The following is a 24,125-nucleotide window of genomic DNA, read 5'->3' on the forward strand; positions in this document are numbered from 1 at the left end:
TCTCCTGGAGAGCAGCGATGGCGACACGGAACGACGACGCGCTCCTCACCCCGTCCGCGGGCTCCGCACCCGGAGAGCTCGATCCGGACATCCGCCGTTTCGTCGCCGAGATGAGCGTCGCCTGGGGCCGTCATCCCGACCTGTCGACCGTCTCTCCCGACGAAGCCCGCCGCATCGCCGAGCAGGTCCGCGCGCCGTGGACGCGCGGCGGCCCCGAGATGGCCCTGATCCTCGACTACCGCGTCCCCGTCGCCGACCGGACGGTCCGCGTCCGCAGCTACCACCCGACGGTCCAGGACGACGCTCCGGCGCTGATCTACCTCCACGGCGGCGGCTGGACGCTCTTCAGTCTCGACACGCACGACCGGCTGATGCGCGAGCTCGCCCGGCGCGCCCGGACGGTCGTTCTCGGCGTCGAGTATTCGCTCGCTCCGGAGGCGAAGTACCCGGTCGCGCTCGACGAGGTCTGCGCCGTCGTCGAGCACGCCTCGACGCACGCCGGCGAGCTCGGCATCGACCCGCGACGCCTCGCCATCGGCGGCGACTCGGCGGGCGGCAACCTGGCGATCGCCACCTGTCTCGCCGAGCGCGACCGCGGGAGGGGCGATCGGATCGCGGCGCTCGTGCTGATCTACGCCGTGCTCGATCGCCACTCCTCCGCCGAGGCCCGAGAGCGGCTCGGCGGTCCCGGCCAAATGCTCGGCGCCGGCGAGATGGAGCAGTTCTGGGCCAACTACCTGCGCGACGACGAGGACGCGACCGCACCGCTGCTCTCGCCGGCGCGCGCCGACCTGCGCCACCTGCCGCCGACGCTCCTGGTCATCCCGGAGCTCGACCTGCTCGCCGAGCAGAGCCTGGCGACAGCCGAGCGGCTCCGGGAAGCCGGCGTCGCCACCGAAGCCCGCCTCTACCGGGGCGCCTGCCACTCGTTCCTCGAAGCGGTGTCGATCGCTCCGCTCGCCGATCGCGCCCTCGGCGATATCGCCGAGTGGCTCCGTTCCGCCCTGTCGCCGGGCCGCTCGGCCGAGGACTGATCGGCTCGGCGAGGCTGCGACGTCGCGCCCTCGCTCGTGCACTCCGCCGTCGCTCCGCTCCGTCTGCCAAGGAGGCCGCCCATGCCCTTCCCGTCGCGCGTTGCCCGGCTCGTCGTCGCGGCGCTCGCCTTCGTCGTTCTCGGACCGGCTCGCGCTCAGACGACCGCCGCGTCGCCCCCGGCTCCCGAGGTCGGCCGCAAGCTGATCGAGATCTACCGCGTCGCGCCGGGGCAGCATGAGGCGTTCCTGCGCGCCATCGCGCTCTTCGACGAAGCCAATCGCCGCGCCGGCGTCCCGCCGCGCCAGCTCTACGTCCACAGCGACGGCGCGAGCTGGGATTTCCTGCTCGTTCAGGATGCGGACTACCCCGAAGGCAAGGGCGCCCTCGTGGGCCAGGCGTTCCGCGAGATGCAACTACCGGGCGGGCCGCGCTTCTTTACCGAGTTCCGCAAGCTCCTGCTCGAGCACACCGATACGTTCGCCGCCGGTCCGACGACGGCCGCCGCCTGGCTCGCCACGCTCGACGCCGCACCGCGCAGCCGACCGCTCGACGGAGCCTCCGCGGGCAGCTTGCGCACCTACGCCCTGCGGGACACGCTCGCGCTCGGCGGAGCTCCGCGCTGGGACGACCTGACCGTCGACGACGGAGCGCGCCGCCTCTACCTCGCCCACGACACGGCGGTGGAGGTGGTGGACCTCGGCACGCGCCGGGTGGTCGGCCGCGTGGATGGGCTCGCCGGTGCGCACGGCATCGCGCTCGCACCCGAGCTCGGGCGGGGCTTCGTCGCGAGCGGCGACCAGGGCACGGTGGTCGCTTTCGACCTCGCCACCCTGCAGCGCACCCACCAGACGAAGGTCGGCGGGGAGCCGGATGCGATCACCTTCGAACCGACGACTCGCCGCCTGGCGGTGTGGAACGGCGGGACCAGCGCGGTCGCGGTCCTCGACGCCGTGTCGCTGCGCGAGCTGGTCGTCGTTCCACTCGGCGCGACGCCCGAGCTCGCGGTGGCCGACGGCGCGGGGGCGCTCTTCGTCCATCTGGGAGATCCGGCGGAGATCGCACGCCTCGACGTCGCCGCAGCGGCTCCGCGGATCGGTGCGCGCTTCGCGCTGCCCGGCTGCGAGTCGCCGCGCGGGTTGGCGTTCGACCCGCAGGCTCGTCGCCTGTTCAGCGCCTGCGGCAACGGACGACTGCTCGTCGTCGACGCAACGAGCGGCCGCATCCTCGACTCCGGAGCGATCGGTCGCGGGGTCGACGCGGTGGTCTTCGACGCGCCGCATGCGCGCGTTCTCGCCGCCAGCCCAGAGGGTTCGGTGACGATCTTCGCGGTCTCTCCCGGCGGCGCGCTCGGAGCGCCACGGGAGGTGCAGACACGGGCCACCGCCCGCACGCTGGCGCTCGACCCGCGCGACGGTGCGCTCTGGCTGCCGGCCGCCGATCTCGAGCTCGACTGGAGCGCGCGCCGCGCTGCCTTCGCGGCCGACGGACTGAAGCTCTACGTCTTCGAGCCGGTGGCCGAATGACCCGACGTGCGGCCACCGCACCCACGGGCCGAGATATCTTGCGAACCGAACGGGACGACCTGCCGGCCCGAGGAGCGAAAGGGGCGACGACGATGAGAGACCGAACCGCGTGGATCGCAGCCTGGCTGGCCGGTGCGCTGCTCGCGACGGCGGCACCCGTTGCGGCGACGGGCGCTCCCGGCTCGGCCGCCGCTGCCGCTCCGCAGTCGCTGGCTCCGCTCCCCTTCGACCACATCCTGCGCTACGACGAGATGACCGCCTTGCTGCGAAGTTGGGCGGCGGCGCGTCCCGACCTGGTCGAGCTCGAGAGCCTCGGCCGCACGCCGGAAGGGCGCGAGATGTGGTTCGTCACCCTGACGCGCCACTCGACCGGCCCGGCGAACGCGAAGCCGGCGCTGCTCGTCGACGGCAACACGCACGCCACGGAATGGGCCGGCGGCGTGGCGGCGCTGCACTTCGTGCATCGCCTGCTCACCGGCGATCCGATCGACGAACGCGTGCGCCGCCTGCTCGACCGGCACACCGTCTACGTGCTGCCGCGCCTCACGCCGGACGGCGTCGAGCAGACGTTGCGCGAAGGACGCTTCATCCGCTCGGTCGGTCGCCCCGACCCCGGGGCGATGGGAGCGCCGGGGATCTCGATGCGCGACGTCGACGGCGACGGCCGGGTGGTGTTCATGCGTCTGCGCGATCCGAACGGTCCGTGGAAGCTCTACCCGGGCGATTCGCGCCTCCTCGTCGCCCGCGGGCCGGAAGATGCCGGCGGCGACGCCTGGCGCGTCCTGCCCGAAGGGATGATCGAGGGCTACGACGGCGTGACGATCCCCGACGCGCCGAACCTCGAGCCGCTCGACCTCGGCATGAACTTCCCCGGCGACCGCGGCAACGGCCCGCAGCGCCCGTCCGCCGGTCCGTATCCGGGATCCGAGCCGGAGATCGCCGCCTACATCCGCGCCGTGGCGGCGCGGCCGAACATCGTCGTCCACGTGACCTGCCACACCTTCGGCGGCCTGGTGCTCACCCCACCGGTCAACACCACGGAGGCGATGGCCACCTCGGACCGCCGCGTCTATCGCGCCCTCGCCGGCCACGCCGCCGAGCTGACCGGCTACACGGCGATGTCGTACCTCGAGCTGCGCGGCGAGGACAGCGCCGCTTATATCCCGAGCGCCTTCGGCTGGCTCTGGGACCAGCTCGGCATCTACTCGTTCATCACCGAGTTCTGGAACCCGCTGCGCGCCGCCGGGATCTCGCTCGAGAAGACCACCGCGTCGGCCTGGCTCTGGGGGTTCCACCCGATCGAGGACGAGGTGAAGCTGCTCGCCTGGAACGATCGCGAGCTCGGCGGCAAGGGGTTCGTGCCGTGGCACACCGTCGAGCATCCGCAGCTCGGAAGAGTCGAGATCGGCGGCTGGGACAAGGTGCGCTATTGGTACAACGTCCCGTTCGAGCGTCTCGAAAAGGAAGTCGCGCCGCACAGCGAGTGGCTGATCTACGAGGCGCTGGCCCTGCCGCGGATCGAGGTGCGCAGCTTCACGGCGGAGGCGATTGCCCCGGGGACCTGGCGCGTGCGGCTCGCGCTGGAGAACGCCGGCTGGCTGCCGACCCACGGATCGCAGCAGGCGCTCGATCGCCAAGCGGTCGGTGCCGTGACCGCCGAGCTCACGCTGCCCGCCGGTGCCTCGCTCCTCGAAGGCACCGCCAAGCGCAGCGTCGGCCAGCTCGCCGGCCGCAGCGAGCAGCGCTCGACGGCCACCTGGTGGGGCTATTCACCCGGCACGCCCGACCGCGCGCTGGTCGAATGGCTCGTCGCCGCACCAGCGGGCACGACGCTCGCGGTCGTCGCCCGGCACGATCGCGCCGGCACGGCGAAGGCGGAGCTCCGCCTGACCGCTTCGCCGTAGCGTCGGACGGCGCGGCGCGGACCGCTCCCCCACCCGCGGGCACGACGCCAGCCTTCACGGCGAGGTGGCCGACCACGACGTCCGACGGCCGGACTCGAACCCGTCGGCGAAAGCGTAGGCGTTCGTCAGCCGCGCCACCCCGGGATAGCCGTCGTCGGTGTGACCGCCGAGAACGGGGAGACCGTCGCGCGAAAGGAAGATCGAGGTGCCGACATTGTCCGACGCGGTGCTCGGGAAGCTCACCACCTTGAAGCCGTGACTCACCAGAAGGATCGGATTGAACGCCGGGTCGAGCGCCCCGTCGCGATCGAGGCGGATGACCAGGGCGTCATGGTCCCCTGGACCGAGCAGGCGCATGCCGCCGAGGAGGACCTTGCCGTCTCCCTGTGAAGTGACGGCGAGCACCCGGGCGTCGTTGCCGATGTCGAGCCTCGACACGCCGTCACCGTTCCAACTCGCGTCGAGAACGAGAATGCTGCCGATCCCCTGCTGGCGGAGCACGGCGGCGACCGGAGCGTCCACTCCCGCCAGCGTGTCGGTGATCGCCACGGCCAGGCGTCCGTCGCCCATTCGTGCCGCCCGGTAGGCGATCGCGGTGTCCGCCTCGCCCGGTCGGGGGTCGATGACCACGGTGTTGCGCAGCACGCCCGTCGGCGAGAGCTGGGTGACGACGGCGACCTGCCCGGCGACCGCGTCGGTCGCCCACCCCACGACCGCGAGGTCCGAATTCCCCAACACGGCGCCACCGGCCGCCACGTCAGCTCCGGCGTAGTTGGAGAGCCAGAGGCCGTCACTGTCGAAGAAGGGGTCGAGGTTGCCGGCATCGGTCAGCCGGGCCACCGCCGAGTCGGGCCCTTGCTCGCCCAACGCGTAGAGACCGCTGCCCGTCAGGGCGAAGCTGCTGACGCCGAAATGGTCGAGCGGCGAACCGACGAGGAAGGCCCAGCCATCCACCGAGAAGCTGGTGTCGAGCGTGCAGGCCGGATAGTCGAAGCGCACGAAGAACCCGGGGAGGAAGTCGGGATAGAGCGTGCTGTTGATCAGGCCGGCGATCACCAGTCGCCCGCTGGCATCGAACGCAATCTGGTCGACGATGGCGATCGCGCCGAACCCGGCGGGAGCGGTCACAGAGCAGGGAGCGCTCCACGTCGTGTCGTTCGTGGCCTGCCAGAGCAACCCGACGCCGAGGCCCTGGGCATAGACCAGCCGGTCGTCCGGAGCGAGCGCCCAGGCGGCCGCGCCGGCAGCGCCCGGATCCCCGTTCGTGGTGTAGGTGTGGCCACTTCCGTGGAAGGACGAGTCGAACTGCCCGTCCACCGCGGCGAGCGGAACGGCGGCAAGGGCCAGGAAGAGGAAGGTTCGGCAAAGGGCTCTCGAGGGGGTCATCGGCGCTCTCGGTCAGGGGTCGTCTACTATCGACTCGCGCCGACCGGAGACGACAGGGGACAGGGAGCGCGGCAAGAGCCGCGAACCGGCGGATCGGGCGAGCGCGGAGCGACGCGGGCGAGGAATCCGCCTTGCCGAGCCAGAGCAGATCGAAGGTCAGCACGCGGTACGAGCCGGCCAAGGCCTGTGCCTCGCGCTGCCCGGTGGCGCGGGAGAACGGAAAGCCGTGGACGAAGACCACCCAGGGCCGCTCTCCCGTGCCGAAGACCTCGCAGGCCAGCCTCACCCCGTCGACCTGCAGTTGAATCTTCCCCGCGACCTCCGCCTACTTCGGGTTCGCGGCATCGAGCCAGGGAACGCTCTCTCCTTCGAGCACTCGCAGCTCCTGCCGGTCGGCGTCGATCTCCACTTCGCCGCCGAGCGGGAGCGTCGCGTTCCACGACACGTGTCCGAGCGGGAAGCCGTAAAGCACCGGAATCCCCGCGTTCTCGAAGTACTGGCGCAGGACGCCCTCGACGGTGTAGCGCGGATCGGGCCGGCGCGTCTCGTCCTCGCGGTCGTAGTTGCGGGTGAACTGACCGAGCACCGCTCCCCGGAGCTCGGCGAGCTTGCCCGCGAGTTGGAGCTGGCGCAGCATCCGGTCGACCCGGTACGGCGCTTCGCGCACGTCTTCGACGAGCAGGATCGCGCCGCGGGTGTCGATCGCGTAGGGCGTACCCTCGAGCGCCGAGATGAGCGACAGGTTGCCGCCGGTCAGGCGTCCCCGCGCCCGCCCCTTGCCCCAGGCACCGAGCGGCTGGAGCTTCGTTGCGCCGCTGCCGCTTTCGGTCGACTGGACGGCGGGCTTGGTCGCCGTGGCGGCCGCCGCGTCGCTGACCGGAATGCCGACCGGAATGCCGGCCGGACCGCCGGCCGCCGCCGCGGTCGGCACGGCGCTCGCCGCTGCGGCCGGCTCGAACGTCGTGGGGACCTCGAGCCGATACGGCCCCACGCCGGCCTGCTGCTCGATGGCGCGGAAGAACCAGCGCTCGGAGAAGGGGGTGAGGCCGTCCGGGCTCCCCAGCCCCCACATCGGATTCGGGCTGTGGAACGTCACCACCCCGGCGCGGCGGTTGATCGCGGCATGCAGTCCGGTGATGTCGCTGAAACCGATGAGCAGCTTCGGGTGGTTGCGGATGAGCGCATAGTCGAGCTTGTCGAGGATGCGCATCGTGCCGTAGCCGCCGGTGCCCGGGAAGATCGCGTCGACCTCGGGGTCGGCGAACCACTGCATCAGCTCGGCGGCGCGGCGCTCGTCGCTGCCGGCGAGATAGCCCTCCTGGGAGAAGAGGTCGTCGCGCTGCACGACCTTGTAGCCGCGCGCCTCGAGCCGCTGCCGCGCCAGTGCCATGCGCTCGCGGTCGAGATCCCCGGCCGGGGCGACGAAGGCGATCGTGTCGCCGGGGACGAGCTTCTTCGGCCAGAGCATCTGCCGCCGGGCGCCGCCGTCGCGCCCCGTCGCCGGCGCGGCGGCGTGACACCCCGCGCCGAACGCCGCGATCACCGAACAGGCGAGGGCCGCCCGGACCACCGAGTTGTGCTTCGCGACCATCGCCCGTCCTCCCCTGGCTCTACTCTGCCTCCCACTGCACGCCCAGCCCCGGACCCGGCGCGGTCGACAGCATCCCGTCGCGCAGCACGAAGCCGCCCGCGACAGCGTCGCACGCGAGGTCGAGACTTCCATCGAGATCGAGAAAGCGCGTCGCCGGCGCGGCGAGCGCGGAATGCAGCGCGGCGGCGATGGCGACGCGGCTCTCGTCCATGCAGCCCCACATCAGCCCGATGCCCACCGCTTCGGCGACCTCGGCCAGGCGGCGCGACGCCGAGATCCCACCGCACTTCATCAGCTTGATGTTGAAGATGCCGAACGGTCGCGGCGGGACGAGCAGCGCCGCGACGTCGTCTGGACCGTGCAGGCTCTCGTCGGCGGCCAGGCAGGCTCGTTCGGCGTCGTCGAGCGTCGAGAGCTCGCCTTCCCGTCCGCGCGGCAGCGGCTGCTCGCAGAGCTCGAGGTCGAGGGCGCGCGTCCCGTCGAAGTAGCGCCGCAGCGCCGCGAGGTCGTAGCCGGTGTTGGCGTCGGTGCGAATCGCGATCCCCGCCCCGACGACCTCCCGCAATCGCACCAGCCGTTCGATGTCGGCCTCGACGTCGTGCCCGAGCTTGATCTTCAGGGCGCGGAAGCCGCGGGCCAGATGCTCCCGCGCCTCGTCGAGCGCCTCCTCGACGCCCTGGATGCCGATGGTGACGGAGGTGGGCAGACGGTGATGCGCCCGGCCGAGCAGCTCGACCACGCTCACCCCGAGCCGGCGACCGAGAAGATCCCACAGCGCCATGTCGCAGGCGGCGCGCGCCGCGGGAGCCGCCGGCAGCTCGCGCTCCAAGAGGCGCGCCAGGGTGCCGACCTCTCCGGGATCGCGCCCGGTGAGCAGCTCGGCCGCACGCTCGAGCGCTTCGGCACAGCTCGCCGCCGTCTCGCCGGTGACGCCGATTCCGGGCGAGGCGTTGCCCAGGCCGATCTCGCCGCCGGCGTGCACTCGCACGAAGAGCAGCTCGACCTCGGCGATGGTGCGCCGCGCGATGGTGTAGGCCCGCGTCAGCGGCAGCCGCTCACGCCGCACCTCGAGGCGGTCGATCCTCATCCGACCGTCCTGCCGTCGCGGCCCGCCAGAGCGGCGCGGGCGAAGCGGGAGAGCGCCGGCACGAGCGGCTCGCCGCCGTCGACGAGCGGTCGTGAGACCGGAATGGCCAGCTCCGCCTCGATCCTCTCGGCGTGGCGCGCGAGCGCCGCGTCGTCGAGGCCCTCGCCGTTCAGGGCGATCCCGAGCACGCTCGCCCCGTACTGCGCGATGAGTGCCACCTCGCTGGCGAGGGTCGGAATCCGCGCTCCCGTCGGCTCGAGCCCCTCGAACAGCTCGCGCCCCGGCGCGTGGACGAGCACGACGCCGCGCGCCCCGCTCGACAGGATCAGCTCGGCCCCGCACGGGCCACTCGGATTGCGCAACGCCGACTGGCCTTCGATGAGGATGAGATCAGGAGAGGCCTCGCGAGCGCAGGCGAGAACCGCCCGCTCGAGCTCCCCGGCGACGAAGTCGTTCGGCGTCGCGTCGAGCACGAAGCCGTAGCGGTAGCCCTGCAGCCAGCCGGTCTGACCGGTGGTCACGAGCTCCGTGCGCACGCCCTGTCGGCGCAGCGCGCCGGCGAGGAAAGTCGCCGTCGTCCGCTTCCCCAGGGCGCAGTCGGTGCCGAGCACGGCGACCCGGGCGACGGCGAGGCCGAGCACTTCGCCGGTCCAGAAGCGCAGCTCCTCGAAGCGCTTCGGCCGTCGCACGTCGACGATCGTCGCCTCGCCGTCGACCGCCGCCGCGGCGGCGACCGGATCGTCGTCGAGCAGTTGGTGGAGTCCGTTGACCACGCCGATGCCGCGGCGCAGGGCGGCGATGGCGAGCTCGCGGGCCTCCGCCGGCATCCGCCCACCCTGCGCGGTGACGCCGACGACCAGCCAGTCGGGGGCGCGCCCGAGCGCGGCGACCGCACCGTCGAGCGAGTCGAAGACCGGGATGCCGCGAGCGCGGCCGTCGACCACTTCGCCGGCGTCGCGCCCGGCGAAGGCCGGGTCGATCACCCCGAGAATCTCCCAGCGCGACGGGCCGCGAATGAGCCCGTGGGCGCTCTTGCCGTGGATGTCGCCGAGATGGCCGGCGGTGATGAGAATCGCAGTGTCGGGCATCGCGCCGCATGCTAACGCGGTGTCCGGAGGTTGGAGCGATCCTCCGCCCATTTCTCGTCGCGCGGTCCGCCCGCGCCCACTCGCCGCCCCGAGCGTGCTTGAACGACGCTCTCGCCCTTCCAAGAGTCGCGCGAGAGGCGGGCGGTTCGCATCTTCACCGGTTGCCGGCTCGCCAGAGGCCCACTAGCCCGCATTTCTCACCCCGCTCCTGCTGCGGCGTCGCATCTGGCCGCGTCTGCAGCGTTGCGCTCGGTCGGCCGGCTCGACGTACTGCCCAGTACGCCTGCGCCGGCCTCGGTCGCGGCGCCTTGCAGCCACAGCCATCTGCGCCGCCTCGCGACGGAACGGGGTGAGAAATCCGGGCTAGAGTCGGCGGCGATGCCGCCCCCCCGCCCGCTCTGCCGCTTCGGCCGCCGCGTCGCCGCCCGGCTCGTCGTGTCCGCCTCGCTCCTCGTCGCCGGCTGCGGCCCGCGCTCGACCCCCCGGGCCGAGCCGACGCACCCCGCGGTCGCCCGACCGTCGCTCCTGCTCGTCACCCTCGACACGACCCGCGCCGACGCTGTCGCGCCAGAGGTCGACTCGGCAGCGACACCCGCGCTCGCCACGCTCGCCGCGCGGTCGCTCCGGTTCGCGCAGGCCTACTCCACCGCGCCGACGACGCTCCCGGCGCACGCGTCGATGATGAGCGGTCTTTACCCGGCCGGTCACGGCGTCCACGAGAACGGGCGCCGGATCGCCGATCGGGTCCCACTGCTCGCCGAGCGTCTCGACGAGCTCGGCTACGCGACGGCGGCCTTCGTCTCCGGCTATCCGCTCGAACGCCAGGTCGGGATCGGCCGCGGCTTCACCGTCTACGACGACGCCTTCGGCCCGGGCCGGGTCGAACGCGATGCCGGTGCGACGACCGACCGCGCGCTCGCCTGGCTGGCCGCCGCACCCGGCGGACCGTTCCTGCTCTGGGTCCACTACTACGATCCGCACGACCCCTACGATCCGCCGGAGCCGTTCCGCTCGCGCTTCCCGCACGACCTCTACCGCGGCGAGATCGCGGCGATGGACCACCAGCTCGGTCGACTCCTGGCGGCCTTCGAAGCGAAGGTCGGGCAAGGCCCGTGGCGCGAGCTGGTGCTTGCCGATCACGGCGAAGGGCGCGGAGATCATGGCGAGAGCCTGCACGGCAACCTGCTCTACCAGGGGGTGATGCGGGTGCCGCTGTTCGTCGCCGGCAGCGGGATCGCCGCCGGTGAACGACGCGATCCGGTGAGCATCCGGCAGGTGCGCCCGACGCTGCTCTCCTGGGCGGGCGAAGCGACGGCGGGCGATCTGCTCGCCCCGGCGACGGAGCCGGCGCTCGGCGAGGCGATGCAACCGTTTCTCAACTACCGCTGGCAACCCCAGACGATGGCCGTCTTCGGGCGCCACAAGCTGATCCGTTCCGGCCGCCTCGAGCTCTACGACGTCGTCGCCGACCCGCGGGAGGCCCAGGATCTGGCGGCCTCGGCGTCCCCCGACCGCACGCTCGCGCGAGCCGTGGCCGACTACCCGCTCCCGACGCCGCCGAAGCCCGGCGTGCCCGAGCCGGCCTTGCGCGAGGAGGATCAACGCCGGCTGGCGAGCCTCGGCTACCTCACCTCGGCGGGGGCCCCCGCCGGCGTGCCGGCGGGAGCGCCGCGTGCCGCGGAGATGACGCACCTGTTCGGCCACCTCGACCTCGGCTCGCGCCGCTTCGCCAACGGCGATTACGCCCAGGTGATCCCGATCTTCGAGCGCATCCTGCGCGACGACCCGGGCAACCTGATGACCGCCGTGCGCCTCGCCGTGGCGCAGGGCTTCGCCGGCCGCGACGCCGAGGCGCTGCGCACCTTCGAGCGGGCGCGACGGATCGACCCGGAGTCGCTCGAGGTGCGGCACTACCTGGCGATGCAGCACCTGAGCCGCGGGCGGTTCGCCGAGGCCGCACCGCTCTTCGAAGCGGTGCTGGCGGCACAACCGGACCGTCTGCCGGCGCTCGCCGGCCTCGCCCGCGTGCGGCTGCAACAGGGCCGCGGCAGCGAAGCGGCGGCGCTTCTCGAACGCGCGGTGCCGCTCGCCGGCGACCCGGGGCCGTTGCTCGTCGAGCTCGGCGAGGCGCAGATGAGCGTCGGCGAGAGCGCCGCGGCGCTCGAGGCGTTCGAGCGGGCCCGGGCGCAACAGGGCGCGGCGTTCGTCCACGACCTCGAGCTCGGCGTGCTCTATCTCGAAGCGCGTCGCCTGCCCGAGGCACGCGAGGCGCTCGACCGGGTGGCGCCCAACCACCCCGCGCACGCGCTCGCACTGTTCAAGCGGGCCCAGGTCGCCGTGCTTCTCGACGAAAGCGATCGCGCCGAACGGGTGCGCGCCGCCTGGATGGCCTCTGACGCGGAGACACGGGCGCTGATCGCCCGCGAGCGTCTCTTCGCCGGTCTGCTGCCGAACTGAACGTCACCGCCGCAGGTCGACCTCGTCCCGATCGCCGGAGGCAAGCGATCCGGCATCGCGCCCAACCCCTCGCCCGGTCCTTCCCGGGCGTCGGGACGACGCGGGGTCGCTGGACCGGCCGGCGCTGACCGAGCCGACCGGAGAGGGTCTCCACCAGAAGAACGAGAGGCCCGCGGATCGCTCCGCGGGCCTCGGGGATCGCCGACCGGAGGCCTCGTGGCGAGGCCCCGGACGCCGGCCGATCAGAACTCGAACTTCAGGGCCAACTGGAAGCGACGCGGGTCGTAGAACGACTGCATCTGGCCGAAGGTCGAGGTGACGGTGCGGATCTCCTGCGGGTTGTAGCCCGTCTGGTTGTCGAGCACGTTGAACACGTCGACGCGGGCCTGCAGGTTGAAGCGCGAACCGATCGGGATGTCCTGAGTGTAGTTCAGGTCGATCTGGTAGTGCGCGTCGGTGGTGCGCGACCCGGCGGGCTCGGCGTAACGGTTGGTGTTGCTGGTGCTCGTGGTCAGCGCGCGGTAGACCTCGACGTCCGTGGCCTCCCACGGCTGGCCCGACTGGTAGATGCCGTACGCACCGAGGCTGGCGTGCCACGGCAGGGTGTAGTAGCCGTAGAGCTTCAGCTGGTGGCGGCGGTCGCCGTGCAGGTTGCCGTACTTGAAGTTCCACAGCTGGCGACCGGCACCGTCGGCGATGTTCGACGAACCGATGAAGATGTTCTGGTCGTTGTTGAGCGACGTCGTGGTGTTGTCCTGGTCGAAGTTGCCGTAGTAGTGGCTCCAGACGTACGAGCCGCGGAAGTACGCCTTGCTGCCGCGCCACTCCGCCTCGAGCCCGGCCTCCCAGTACTTGGTGAAGGAGCCGTCGAGCTCGGCGATGACGTAGCTCGAGCCGCCGATCTCACCGCGCACCTGGGCGAGGTTGCCGATGTAGAGCTCCTGCGGGATCCCCGCCGGCGGCAGGTAGCGCAGGCGCGAGTCGTTCTCGGTGTCTTCCCAGTAGTTGTAGCCGTAGCGATAGCGCACCTGGGCGCGCGTCGACCAGCCGTGGCCGAGGCTGCGCGAGGTGCCGATCATGTACTCGTCGACGGTGCGCGGATCGAGGTTGTCCTGGAAGAACTTGCCCGAGGAGGAGGCCTCCGGGCTCGAGCCGATGAAGTTGCCGTTCTGGTCGAAGTAGGCGTTGATCAGCGCCGCCGAGTTGCGGGCCCAGGAGGCCGCGCGCGGCAGCGAGCTCGCCGCCGGGATGTAGCGGGCGATGTTGGCGAAGAGCGTGTTGCTCCCGTCGTACGCCCACACCGCCCCGAGGCGCGGCTGGAAGGTGTCGCCGTAGGAGAGCTCGTACATCTTGTACTTGTGGCCCTTGGCGAGCGCGAAGCCCGACGCGTTGCCGGAGACCGGACGCAGGCCCTGGCCGTAGAGCTGGTCGTTGCTGACCAGCAGGCCGAGGTTCAGCGTCAGGTTGTCGAGCCGGATGACGTCGTTGATCTCGAAGTTCTGCGAGACGTACGACGACTCGATCGTCGGCACCAGGGTGCCGTCGGCGGTGAGAATGCCCTGCTGCTGCACCTGGGCCTGGAAGAAGACCGGCTGGCCGGCGCAGGTCGAGTTGGCCGGGCAGTTGATCCGGCCTCCGGGGATGGTGAGCAGACCCCAGCCGTTCGAGATCCGGTTGAGCTCCTCGGAGTCGCGGAACCACTGGTAGCCGAGGTGCAGCTCGTGCTGGATCGTGTCGCCGAAGGAGAAGTCGTAGCCGCCCTGATAGCTGCGGCGGAAGAAGTCCTGGTTGTTCACCTCGGAGTAGCCGCCGACCCGGCCGCCGCCCACGCGGACACCGTTGTCGAGGTAGCCGTAGCGCTGGATGTAGGGGTCGATGAAGGCGTTGAACGCCGTCTGGCCGGAAAGCGGCACCGGCACGGTGAGCTGGCCCATCGTGTCGAGTGCCCCGATGTTGAGGTCGCTCGAACCGTCGAGGTAGACGCCGAAGCCGAAGAGGTTGTCCGGCACGCCGGCGGTCTCGTTGGCGAAGTCGGTCACCTTGAACGAGGCGAAGCTGTTCGAGTTGATGACCCACGAGCCCTCGAGGATGGCGATGTCGAGCGTCGCCTTGGCGCCCAGGCTGGTCGAGCCGGCCGAGGACTGTCCGCTGACGCTGGTGCCGACGTCGGTGCGGTCCGAGGTGCGGTAGCTGCCGTGCAGCATCATCGAGTTGGTCGGCGAATAGGAGAGCTTGCCGAAGTACTCGTCGCGGTCGACCTCGTAGTCCGGCACGTCGCCGTAGAAGTTCGAGCGGTTCTGCCGCGTCGTGTTCGGCGCGTAGTAGGAGGCGTAGAAGAACAGCCGCTCCTTGAAGATCGGGCCGCCGACGTTGGCCACCAGCCAGTTCTTGTCCTCTTCGAAGACCGAAGCGCTGTTCGTCTCGCGCGTCGCCGTCATGCTCTCGGTCTGCGCTTTGTAGGAGAGCGAGCCCTTGAACTGGTTCGTGCCCGACTTGCTGATCGAGTTGATCGAGAAGCCGGCCGACCGGTTGAAATCGGTCGCGTTGGCACCGCCCTTGACCACCGAGATCTGGTCGATGTCGTGCGACGACGGCTCGGCGGAGAGCGTGCCGAAGAGCGGCAGGTTCACGTTCACGCCATCGAACTTGTAGACGTTGTCCTGTCCGCTGCCGCCGGCGCTCGGTCCGCGCACGGCGTCCTCGGTGTATTGGACGCCGGGGATCAGCTTGACGAGGTCGCGATACTCCTGGCCGACCGGCAGGCCGGCGATGACGTCGGAGCTGACCGCCGCCGAGAGCTCGGGCGAGGTCGTGTCGACCAGCGTGGCGGCCGCGGTGATTTCGATCGACTCGGAGATCGCCTCCGGCGTCATGGTGACCGAGACGGCGGTGTTGGCCTGCAGGGCGACCGCGACATTCCGCTTGGCCGGCGTCAGACCGGCGAGAGAGAAAGTCAGCTCGTAGTTGCCGGGAGGCAACAGCGGCAACCGGAACTCGCCGTTTCCGGCGGTAACCGTCGCGCGCGCCTGCGGCAGCACGTTCGACGTCGCTTCGACCGTCACACCGGGGAGCGCCTCGCCTTCAGACGAGACCACCTTGCCGGAGATCGATCCGGTCTGCTGGGCCATCGCCGGTATGGCGAAGAGCGCCAGCGTCAGACAGCACGCGAGCCACTTCCTCATGGGGTTGCCCTCCTCGTAGGCCGGCCGCATTGGCAAGGTGCGGCGGCGCGTCATAGACCGAACGCCGCCCGCGATGCGGGTTGCCGGCGGCAAGATCCCCACTTCGCGGGGATCAGGGTCTCGGTTCCAGCCACTGCAGACGGTCGCTCCTTGGAACGACCGAGAATCGACGACTCAGGACGGCTCAGGACTGTAACACGCCCGCCGCATCAGGGTCTCACCGCGGAACCGTCGCCAAAGCGTCGCGAACGTGGCCGCGCGCCGTCTCCAGGCGGGTGCGAGCCGCTTCGGCGGAGAGCCCGAGACGCAACGCGACGATCGCCGTCTTGACCTCGCCGGCGCTGTCGGCGAGCGCCTTTTCGGCCGCCTCCCGACCGCTGCCGGCAGCGGCGGCGACGATCCGCACGGCGCGGTCGCGCAGCTTCGCCGAGCCCTGCCGCAGATCGACCATCAGGTTCTCGTAGACCTTGCCGAGCTGGACCATCGCCGCGGTGGTGATGGCGTTGAGCACCGCCTTGGTCGCCGAGCCCGCCTTGAGGCGAGTCGAGCCGGTGAGGACCTCCGGTCCGGTGGCCAGCGCGAGCACGAGGTCCGCCGCCCCGACCGCGTCCTGCCCGGCAGCGCAGGTGAGCAACACGGTGCGGGCGCCGCGCCGGCGAGCGGCATCGAGCGCCCCGCGGGCGAAGGCGGTCACCGAGCTCGCCGAGATGGCGATCAACAGATCGCCGGGGCGCAGCTCGGCTGCTGCTGCGGCTCCGTCGTCCGCCCGGTCCTCGGCCCCCTCGAAGGCGCGGAAGACCGCCTCCGGCCCCCCGGCGAGGACGGCACGAATCCGCTGCGGATCGGTCCCGAAGGTCGGCGGGCATTCGGCCGCCTCGAGAACGGCGAGTCGACCGCTGGTGCCGGCTCCGGCGAGCATCACGTCGCCGCCACCGCCGAGCGTTTCGGCGACCCACTCGGCCGCACGCGCCACGTCCCCGGCCTGGGCGAGGGCCCGGTCGATCCCTCGCCGGTCCTCTTCGAGCAGCAGACGCACCGCGGCCTCCGGCGAAAGCCGGTCGAGCTCGACGCTCGCCGGGTTGCGTGCCTCGGTGGGAAGGGCCTCCCAACGCCGCTGCCCCTCCATCCCCTCGTGTCGTCCGCCCGTTCCGCTCACGACCGTCTCCTTCCCGGCCGCTCACGCTAGGATCCGCGCCGGCCCACTTGTCGCTGCCGAGGAGGATACATGGTCGAAGCCCTGACGAAGGCGGTCCAAGCGGCGAGCGACGCCGTCTGGGGCCCCTGGACGATCGCCCTGCTGCTCGGCACCGGGGTCTTCCTCACCTGGCGCTTCCGCCTCGTCCAGCTCACCCGCCTCCCGGAGGCGCTGCGAACCCTCAAGCCGCGCGCCGCCGACGGTGCGGTCGGCGCGATCTCGCCGTTCCAGGCGTTCATGACCGGGCTCGGCGCCTCGGTGGGCACCGGCAACATCGCCGGCGTCGCCACGGCGATCGTCACCGGCGGGCCCGGCGCGGTCTTCTGGATCTGGGCCTACGGCTTCTTCGCCACGACGATCAAGCTCGCCGAGGCGGTGCTCGCCATGCGCTTCCGCGCCGCCGAGGGCAGCGGCCTGTCGACCGGGCCGATGCACTACCTGCGCGACGGGCTCGGCATGCCGAAGCTTGGCATGGCGTACGCCCTCATCGCCGGCATCGCCTCGCTCACCACCACGCCGTTCACCCAGACCAACTCGATCGCCGTCGTCTTCCACAGCGAGCTCGGTGTGCCGGCCTGGGTCACCGGGGTGGCCCTCGCGGCGCTCACCTGGCTGGTGATGATCGGCGGCGTCGGTTCGATCGGCCGGGCGGCGGAGCGCATCACCCCGGCGATGGTGCTGCTCTATCTCGGCGGCGGCATCGTCGTGCTGGTCGCTTTCGCCGGACGCATTCCCGGGGTCTTCGCGCTGATCTTCCGCGAGGCCTTCTCCACTCAGGCCGCGGCCGGCGGCGCGGCCGGCACCGCGATGATGCTGGCGGTCCGCTACGGCCTGGCGCGCGGCATCTACGCCAACGAAGCCGGCTACGGCACCGCGGCAGTGGCCTACGGCAGCGCCAGGTCGGATCGGCCGGTGCAGCAGGGGCTGAACGCGATGATGGAGGTCTACATCGTCTCCTTCGTCACCTCGAGCGTCAGTGCGCTCACCATCCTGGTCGCGGGCGTCGCCGGCTCGGGCCTCAAGAGCACCGCCCTGGTGGCCCAGGCCTTCGCCGAGGTGATCCCCTTCGGCGGACTCGTCGTGCTGGTCAGTGCCCTGCTCTTCGGTTACACGACGCTCATCGGTTGGGGCTACTACGGCGAGCAGTTCCTCTCCTACGTCTTCGGCAGCAGGGTCGTCCTGCCCTATCGCTGGATCTACTGCGGGCTCGCCGTCTTCGGTGCCACGACCAGCGTCGATCTCGTCTGGGCCTGGGGCGACCTGATGAACGGGCTGCAGATCTTCCCCAACCTCGTCGGCGTCCTCGGGCTCTCGGGCCTCGTCGCCACGGCGTTGCGCGAGGATCGCGCGAAACGCTGACGCCCGCGGGGGCGAGGACCCCCGGCGCGACGTGTTACCCTCGGACCGGGAGGGGGCCGAAGGGAGATCCACTCATGCGATACGTCATCGGCATCGACGCGGGAGGCACCAAGACGGTGGGCCTTCTCGCGGACGAGACCGGCACGGTGCTGCGTCAGGCGCGAGCCGGCGGCGCCAATTTGCGGGCGCACGGCGAGCTCGGGGTCGAGAAGTCGCTCTACCAGGTCATCGACGCGCTCGACGCGCCGCAGGTCGATGCCCTCTGCCTGGGCATCGCCGGCGTGGCGCTCGACGCCGACCGCGATCTGGTCCGCGACCTGTTGCGGCGGCTCGGCGTCAAGCGCGCGGTGCGCATCGTCAACGACGCGGTCGTGGCGCTCGTCGCCGGCGCGCCGGACGGCGTCGGCGTCGTCCTGATCGCCGGCACCGGCTCGATCGCCTACGGCATCGACGCGACGGGCCGCACGGCGCGCTCCGGCGGATGGGGCTACCTGCTGGGCGACGAAGGCTCGGCGTTCTGGCTCGGCCACGCCGCCGTGCGCCAGGGGATCCGCGCCGCCGACGGTCGCGGTCCGGCGACGACGCTCTACGACCGCATCTGCCGCAAGCTCGGCTTCGCCACCGCCTCCGACCTCGTCGACTGGTTCTACGTCCAGGAGCTCTCGCGGACGCGCGTCGCGCAGCTCGCCTCGGTCGTCGAGGAGGCCGCCGACGAAGGGGACGCCGCGGCGGTGGACCTGCTCGACCAGGCCTCGGGGCATCTGGCGCGCGCCGCCCAGTCGGTGGTGCGGCAACTCGAGTTTCCCGGCACCTTCCCGCTCGTCCTCTCGGGCGGCGCCTACAAGGCCTGCCCGAGTCTGGTGCGACGGCTGGAGCGCGATCTCGAGCTCCCGGCGGCGCGTGTCGTACGCCTCGAGGTCGAGCCCGCCGCCGGCGCGGTGACCCTCGCCCTGCGGCTGCTGGCCGAACCCTCGACGAGCGCCCCGGCGGAGCCGCATCGATGAGCGCCGGGCTCGTCGTCAACGCCGACGACCTCGGTCGCACGATCGGGATCAACGAGGGGATCTTCACCGCGCACCGCCACGGGCTGGTGAGCAGCGCGACGCTGATGGTCGGCTTCCCGGCCGCCCGCGACGCCGCGCGCGCCCTCGCTGACCACCCGGCGCTCGGCGTCGGACTGCACGTCACGCTCACCGGCGCCGAACCGACGCTCCCGGCAGCCGAGGTCCCGAGCCTGGTCGACGGCGCGGGGAGGCTGGCTCGCAAGCCCGAGCTGATTGGGGCTCCGGATCCTGACGAGCTGCTCGCCGAGATCCGGCATCAGCTCGAGATCTTCGTGTCGCTCGTCGGCCGGCTGCCGACCCACCTCGACAGCCACCACCATTCGCATCGCCATCCGGCGGTGCTCGACGCCCTGACCCTCGTCGCGCGGACGCATCGCCTGCCGGTGCGGCGATCTTCCGAGGCGATCGCGGCACGCCTCGCCGGCGAGGGGCTCGCCACCACCGACCGCTTCGTCGAGCGCTTCTTCGACTCCGCCGCGACCCTGCCGGTGCTGCACGAGATCCTGCGGGACGCCGCGGCCGCCGGCGGCACCACCGAGGTCATGTGCCATCCGGGGCACCCCGACGACGCGCTGCGTCGCGAGAGCGGCTACGCCGAAGCGCGCGAGCGCGAGATCGCCGTGCTCTGCGATCCGTCGGCGCGCGCGCTCGCCGACGAGCTCGGCTTGCGGCGACTGCGCTTCGACCAGGCATGCGGGTCCTGATCTTCGCCGAGGCCGAGTCGGTGGCGCGCGCCGCCGCCGACCTCGTCGCCCGCTGTGCCGCCGAGCGGCCGGAGCTGGTGCTGGCGCTTCCCACCGGCAAGACCGCCGTTCCGCTCTACGCCGAGCTCGCCGCCGCCCACGCCGGCGGATCGCTCGACCTCTCTCGCGCACGCTCGTTCAACCTCGACGAGCTGCGCCTGCCGCGCCGGCATCCGGCGACCTTCCGTGCCTTCATGGAGCGCCACGCCTGGGAACGGATCGGCCTCGACCGCGCCCGCTGCGACATCCCCGATGCGGAGGCCGGGCCGGCGGCCGAGTGCGCGCGCTACGACCGGGCGCTCGCCGCGGCGGGGCCGCTCGACCTCGCGATCCTCGGAGTGGGTGCCGACGGACACGTCGGCTACAACCTGCCGGGAGTGCCGAGCGAGGGAACGCACCTCGTGGACCTGCCCGAGGCGCTCGCCGACTCGCTCGGTGCACCGGCCGACTGGCGTCCGCTCCAGGCGATCACCCTCGGCTTCGGCCCGCTGCGCGGCGCGCGCCGTCTCCTGATGCTCGCCACCACGGCCGCCAAGGCACGCGCCGTGCGCCACCTCGTGGTCGGTCCATCCGACCCCGCCTGGCCCTGCAGCCTGCTGCGCGACCACCCGAACTTCGACCTGCTGCTCACCCACGAGGCCGCGGCCGAGCTCGACTGACCGGGCACAAGCCAGGGGGCAGGATCGCGTCCCTCCGCGGGACGATCCTGCGCCTCGTATCAGGAGAGATGGCGAGCCCACGACGTGTGCCCCGCGCCCTGCGCGAAGCGCCGGCCCTGCCGGCACCGGTCGCCGACCCGGCGATCCGGGCGCGCCACGCCCTGCTGCTCAACCCCTTCTACCCGAAGGACCCGCACGCCAGCTTCGGCAAGCACGTCCTGACGCCGTCGCTGGCGCTCACCTCGCTCGCCGCGGCCACGCCAGCCGACTGGACGGTCGCCTACTGGGACGAGAACCTGCTGCAGGGACCGCCACCGGTCGAGCCGTTCCCGCAGGTGGTCGGCATCACCGTTCACCTCACCTTCGCCCGGCGCGCCTTCGAGCTCGCGGCCTGGTACCGCGCCCAGGGGGCGAAGGTGGTGCTCGGCGGCCTGCACGTCCAGTCGTGCCCCGACGAATGCGCGCCGCACGCCGACGCGCTGGCGTTCGGCGAAGGGGTGCAACTCTGGCCGCGGATCCTGCGCGACGTCGAGCGAGGCGAGCTCGCCCGGCGCTACACGGGCGGCTACGACCGGCCCTACCGCGACGACCCGCCGCCGCGTCGCGATCTCGTGCCGCGCGGCCAGTTCCTCACCTCCGCCAGCCTCATCGCCACCCGCGGCTGCCACAACCGCTGCGACTTCTGCTACCTCGCCACCGACGGCCTGCACATCCCTCACCGTCGACGTGACGCCGCGCAGGTCGCCGCCGAGCTCGCGGCGAGCGGCAGCCCCTACGCCGTCTTCGTCGACAACAACCTCGGCTCGCACCGCGAATCCCTGCGCGAGCTCTGCGCCGCGATCGCGCCGCTCGAGAAGATCTGGAGCGCGGCGATCTCGCTCGACGTCACCGAGGACGCGTCGCTGGTGCGCGCCATGGCGCTCGCCGGCTGTACCGGCGTCTTCGTCGGCTTCGAGACGATCAACGCCGCGAGCCTCGCCGGCACCGGGAAGCGGTCGCCGCTGCCCGACGACTATGCCGCGCGCGTCCGCCGGCTCCACGACCACGGCATCCAGGTCAACGCCAGCTTCGTCTTCGGCTTCGACGACGACCGGCCCGACGTCTTCGCGCGCACCGTCGAGTGGATCGAGACCCACCGCCTCGAATGCGCGACCTTCCACATCCTCACCCCCTACCCGGGAACGCCGCTGTTCGCACGACTGAAGGCCGAGGGCCGGCTGCGACACGAGGACTGGTCGCTCTACGACACGGCGCACGTCGTCTTCGAGCCGAAGGGGATGAGCGCCGACGAGCTGGCGAGCGGTTACGAGTGGGCCTACCGGCGCCTCTTCTCCCACGCCTCGATCTGGCGCCGCCGCCCCGCGAGCTGGAGCGGCGTCCTCCCCTATCTCGCCGGCTCCTACCTCTACAAACGCTCCAACTGGCTCTGGCACCTGCTCATCCGCCATCGCCTCACCCATGCGGCCTGGAGCCCGCTCGTCGAGCTCATGCGGCGGCGGCACCTGGCGTTTCGCCGGCAGCTCGAGCGGCGAGGCACGCGAAGGACTCCCCTGAGCCCGGTGGAGATCGTTCCGTCCTGTTCCGACAGCCCCGGCTGACCAGCGCAGCAGCTCGTCGGCACAGCGGCGGCGAAACGACCGACGCCGCTGCCGCGATCGCGAAGCGGCGCTTGCCGCTCCGCGGCACGATCGACCCGCGCCAAGACCGGAGCGACGAGGGTATCCTTCGGGGCTGCAACATCCGCCGGAGAGACCGATGAAGCGCATCGTCAGTGTCAGTCTCGCGCCCAGTGCCGCCGACTACGAGTTCACCACGGAGTTCCTGGGAGAGACGTTCCATCTCCGTCGCGTCGGGGCCGACTGGGATGTCGACAAGGCGATCACCTTGCTCGAACGGGCGCAGCAGGAGGCCGACGCCATCGGTCTCGGCATGGTGCGCGACCACGCCACCGTCGGCACGCGGCGTTTGCGCGACCGGCTGACCTCCCGGCTCGAGGGCGTCGTCACGAACGTTCCGGTGACCACCGGCGCGACGCTCCGCACCTTCTTCGACGAATGGTGCGTGCGCCACGTGCAGAGTGAAGAGGGCCAGTACTTCACCAACGCCCGCACGCTCTTCCTCTCGGGGATCACCAACTACCGTACGGCGGCGATCCTCGGCGAGCACTCGCGCAACCTGCGCTTCGCCGACCCGGCCACGCTGCACGGCGTGCCACGGATCCTCAACTCGCTCCGCGCCCTCGAAACCTATGCCGGCACGGCGGCGCGCCTGCGGCGGTGGACCGCCTCGCGGCCCCTCGCCCAGGACGGCCCGCCGCGCCTGCCGCTGACCCGCCGTGCGGTGCGGCGCGCCATGGAATGGGCGCACTTCGTCGTCGGCCCCTGGCAGGAGATCGAGCAGTACTCGAACGACGAGCTTCACCGCAAGGTGGTCGTCACGTCGTCGGTGACCGAGGAGGCGCTGACCCGGCTGGGCGAAAAGGGCGTCTACGTGGTCATCGACCGCACGCCGCAACTGCTCGAGCGCGTCGTGGGCCTGAACGTGCTCGACGCGATGATCCTCGCCGCGCTCGAGAAGCCGCGCGACGAGGTGCTCTACGACGACTACCTGCACGTGCTCGGCGGGCTCGACTTCTCGCCGCGGATGCTCTACCCGGGCGGGCGCTACCGCCGCATCAACCGGTTCGCTTTCGTCATCCATCCGCTGTCGCAGGAGTACTTCAAGACGGTCAAGCCGGTCGAGATCCTGTCGCGCGCCGCGGGCAAACGCGGGATGAACCTGGTCGAGAAGCTGATCGCCTACTCCCCGCCCTTCCTCTACTCCAAGGTCACCGGCATCGAGTCGCCGACCGGCGCGGAGGCCGAAGGCTGGCTGATCTCCGTCGGAGGCACGCCGAAGCAGCTCCTGGCCCACAGCCCGGAGTTCACCTACCGCCGCCTGCTCGCCGCGGCGCGGATGGCCGAGAAGCTCGGCGCCCAGATCATGGGCCTCGGCGCATTCACCAAAGTCGTGGGCGATGCCGGGGTCACGGTGGCCAAGCGCGCCGATCTGCCGATCACCACCGGCAACAGTTACAGCGCTTCGGCCGCCCTCTGGGCCGGCGCCGACGCGGCGCGCCGCCTCGGCCTCGTGCCGCTCGACCGCCAGGGGAAGGTCAAGGGCAAGGCGATGGTGATCGGGGCGACCGGAGCGATCGGCTCGGCGTGCACCCGCCTCCTCGCGCAAGCCGTCGAGGAGGTCTACCTCGTCTCCATCGAGTCGGCGAAGCTCCTGACGCTCAAGGAGAGCATCCTCAAGGACACGCCCGACGCCAGGCTCCACCTCGCCCACAAGCCCGACGAGTTCCTGGCCGACATGGACATGATCGTCACCGCCACGTCGGGCGCCGGCAAGAAGATCCTCGACATCATGAAGGTCAAGCCGGGCTGCGTGATCACCGACGTGGCGAGGCCGCTCGACCTGCCGCCGAGCGAAGTGGCGAAGCGGCCCGACGTGCTGGTGATCGAGTCGGGCGAGATCCTCCTCCCCGGCCACCCGCAGATGCGCAACATCGGCCTGCCGAAGGGCATCGCCTACGCCTGCCTCGCCGAGACGATCGTGCTCGCCCTCGAAGCGCGCTTCGAGACCTTCACCATCGGCCGCAACATCGAGTGGCAGAAGGTCAAGGAGATCTACCGCCTCGGCCTGAAGCACGGCATGCGCCTCGCCGCCGTCTCCGGCGTCAACGGCGTCTTCAGCGACGAGGCGATCGCCGCCGTACGCGAGCGCGCGCTCGCGGCGCGGGCGGCGCAGGGGGAGCCTCGGTAGAGCGCGGCGCCTCGGCAGGCCCGACGCCACCCGCACGATGCGGCT

16 protein-coding genes are annotated in these 24,125 nt (G+C 71.6%); 10 read left to right on the forward strand and 6 right to left on the reverse strand.

Annotated features, from left to right (window positions below):
* Positions 1 to 17 precede the first annotated feature (17 nt).
* The 3 genes from IPJ17_15930 to IPJ17_15940 all read left to right on the forward strand — a co-directional run bounded on the left by IPJ17_15930 (position 18) and on the right by IPJ17_15940 (position 4,462).
* The gene (locus IPJ17_15930) at positions 18 to 1,034 is read left to right on the forward strand and encodes an alpha/beta hydrolase (GenBank protein ID QQR72963.1); all 1,017 of its coding nucleotides are present in this window, start codon (positions 18 to 20) and stop codon (positions 1,032 to 1,034) included.
* Positions 1,035 to 1,115: 81 nt separating this feature from the next.
* Positions 1,116 to 2,558: a hypothetical protein gene (locus IPJ17_15935; GenBank protein QQR72964.1), complete on the forward strand. Its 1,443-nt coding sequence runs from the start codon at positions 1,116 to 1,118 to the stop codon at positions 2,556 to 2,558.
* A gap of 92 nt (positions 2,559 to 2,650) precedes the next feature.
* A complete protein-coding gene (locus tag IPJ17_15940; protein QQR72965.1) occupies positions 2,651 to 4,462 on the forward strand; it encodes a carboxypeptidase in 1,812 nt (603 codons plus the stop codon).
* Positions 4,463 to 4,516: 54 nt separating this feature from the next.
* Here IPJ17_15940 and IPJ17_15945 read toward each other — a convergent pair whose 3' ends face one another.
* The 4 genes from IPJ17_15945 to IPJ17_15960 all read right to left on the reverse strand — a co-directional run bounded on the left by IPJ17_15945 (position 4,517) and on the right by IPJ17_15960 (position 9,614).
* Positions 4,517 to 5,848, reverse strand: coding sequence for a delta-60 repeat domain-containing protein (locus IPJ17_15945; GenBank protein ID QQR72966.1), 1,332 nt, complete (start codon positions 5,846 to 5,848; stop codon positions 4,517 to 4,519).
* A gap of 325 nt (positions 5,849 to 6,173) precedes the next feature.
* Positions 6,174 to 7,439, reverse strand: coding sequence for an LD-carboxypeptidase (locus tag IPJ17_15950; GenBank protein ID QQR72967.1), 1,266 nt, complete (start codon positions 7,437 to 7,439; stop codon positions 6,174 to 6,176).
* Between the two features lie 19 nt (positions 7,440 to 7,458).
* Positions 7,459 to 8,526, reverse strand: a complete 1,068-nt coding sequence (locus IPJ17_15955) for a dipeptide epimerase (GenBank protein ID QQR72968.1) — start codon at positions 8,524 to 8,526, stop codon at positions 7,459 to 7,461.
* Positions 8,523 to 9,614 (reverse strand): DUF1611 domain-containing protein, encoded by a 1,092-nt coding sequence (locus IPJ17_15960; GenBank protein QQR72969.1) that lies wholly within the window; start codon positions 9,612 to 9,614, stop codon positions 8,523 to 8,525. Before IPJ17_15960 ends, IPJ17_15955 begins: the two co-directional genes overlap by 4 nt.
* A gap of 378 nt (positions 9,615 to 9,992) precedes the next feature.
* On the opposite strand from IPJ17_15960, the gene IPJ17_15965 reads away from it, so the two are divergent.
* Positions 9,993 to 12,071 (forward strand): sulfatase-like hydrolase/transferase, encoded by a 2,079-nt coding sequence (locus IPJ17_15965; GenBank protein QQR72970.1) that lies wholly within the window; start codon positions 9,993 to 9,995, stop codon positions 12,069 to 12,071.
* A 242-nt stretch (positions 12,072 to 12,313) separates the two neighbouring features.
* Here IPJ17_15965 and IPJ17_15970 read toward each other — a convergent pair whose 3' ends face one another.
* Together IPJ17_15970 and IPJ17_15975 are read right to left on the reverse strand one after the other, a co-directional pair.
* Complete coding sequence (locus IPJ17_15970) at positions 12,314 to 15,253, reverse strand: TonB-dependent receptor (GenBank protein ID QQR72971.1); 2,940 nt, start codon at positions 15,251 to 15,253, stop codon at positions 12,314 to 12,316.
* Positions 15,254 to 15,470: 217 nt separating this feature from the next.
* Entirely contained in the window at positions 15,471 to 16,379 is a 909-nt protein-coding gene (locus IPJ17_15975; GenBank protein ID QQR76199.1) for an N-acetylmuramic acid 6-phosphate etherase, read from the reverse strand.
* A gap of 99 nt (positions 16,380 to 16,478) precedes the next feature.
* Here IPJ17_15975 and IPJ17_15980 point away from each other — a divergent pair, with 99 nt between their 5' ends.
* From IPJ17_15980 to IPJ17_16005, 6 genes are all read left to right on the forward strand, one after another.
* Positions 16,479 to 17,807 (forward strand): sodium:alanine symporter family protein, encoded by a 1,329-nt coding sequence (locus IPJ17_15980; GenBank protein ID QQR72972.1) that lies wholly within the window; start codon positions 16,479 to 16,481, stop codon positions 17,805 to 17,807.
* Positions 17,808 to 17,881: 74 nt separating this feature from the next.
* Positions 17,882 to 18,811: a hypothetical protein gene (locus tag IPJ17_15985; GenBank protein ID QQR72973.1), complete on the forward strand. Its 930-nt coding sequence runs from the start codon at positions 17,882 to 17,884 to the stop codon at positions 18,809 to 18,811.
* Complete coding sequence (locus tag IPJ17_15990) at positions 18,808 to 19,575, forward strand: ChbG/HpnK family deacetylase (protein QQR72974.1); 768 nt, start codon at positions 18,808 to 18,810, stop codon at positions 19,573 to 19,575. Before IPJ17_15985 ends, IPJ17_15990 begins: the two co-directional genes overlap by 4 nt.
* The gene (locus IPJ17_15995) at positions 19,563 to 20,273 is read left to right on the forward strand and encodes a glucosamine-6-phosphate deaminase (GenBank protein QQR72975.1); all 711 of its coding nucleotides are present in this window, start codon (positions 19,563 to 19,565) and stop codon (positions 20,271 to 20,273) included. Before IPJ17_15990 ends, IPJ17_15995 begins: the two co-directional genes overlap by 13 nt.
* Before the next feature lie 68 nt (positions 20,274 to 20,341).
* A complete protein-coding gene (locus IPJ17_16000) occupies positions 20,342 to 21,871 on the forward strand; it encodes a radical SAM protein (protein ID QQR72976.1) in 1,530 nt (509 codons plus the stop codon).
* Between the two features lie 157 nt (positions 21,872 to 22,028).
* A complete protein-coding gene (locus IPJ17_16005) occupies positions 22,029 to 24,080 on the forward strand; it encodes a dehydrogenase (protein ID QQR72977.1) in 2,052 nt (683 codons plus the stop codon).
* Positions 24,081 to 24,125 lie beyond the last annotated feature (45 nt).

It is taken from the genome of Holophagales bacterium (genome assembly GCA_016699405.1).
Taxonomy (GTDB): Bacteria; Acidobacteriota; Thermoanaerobaculia; order Multivoradales; family JAGPDF01; genus JAAYLR01.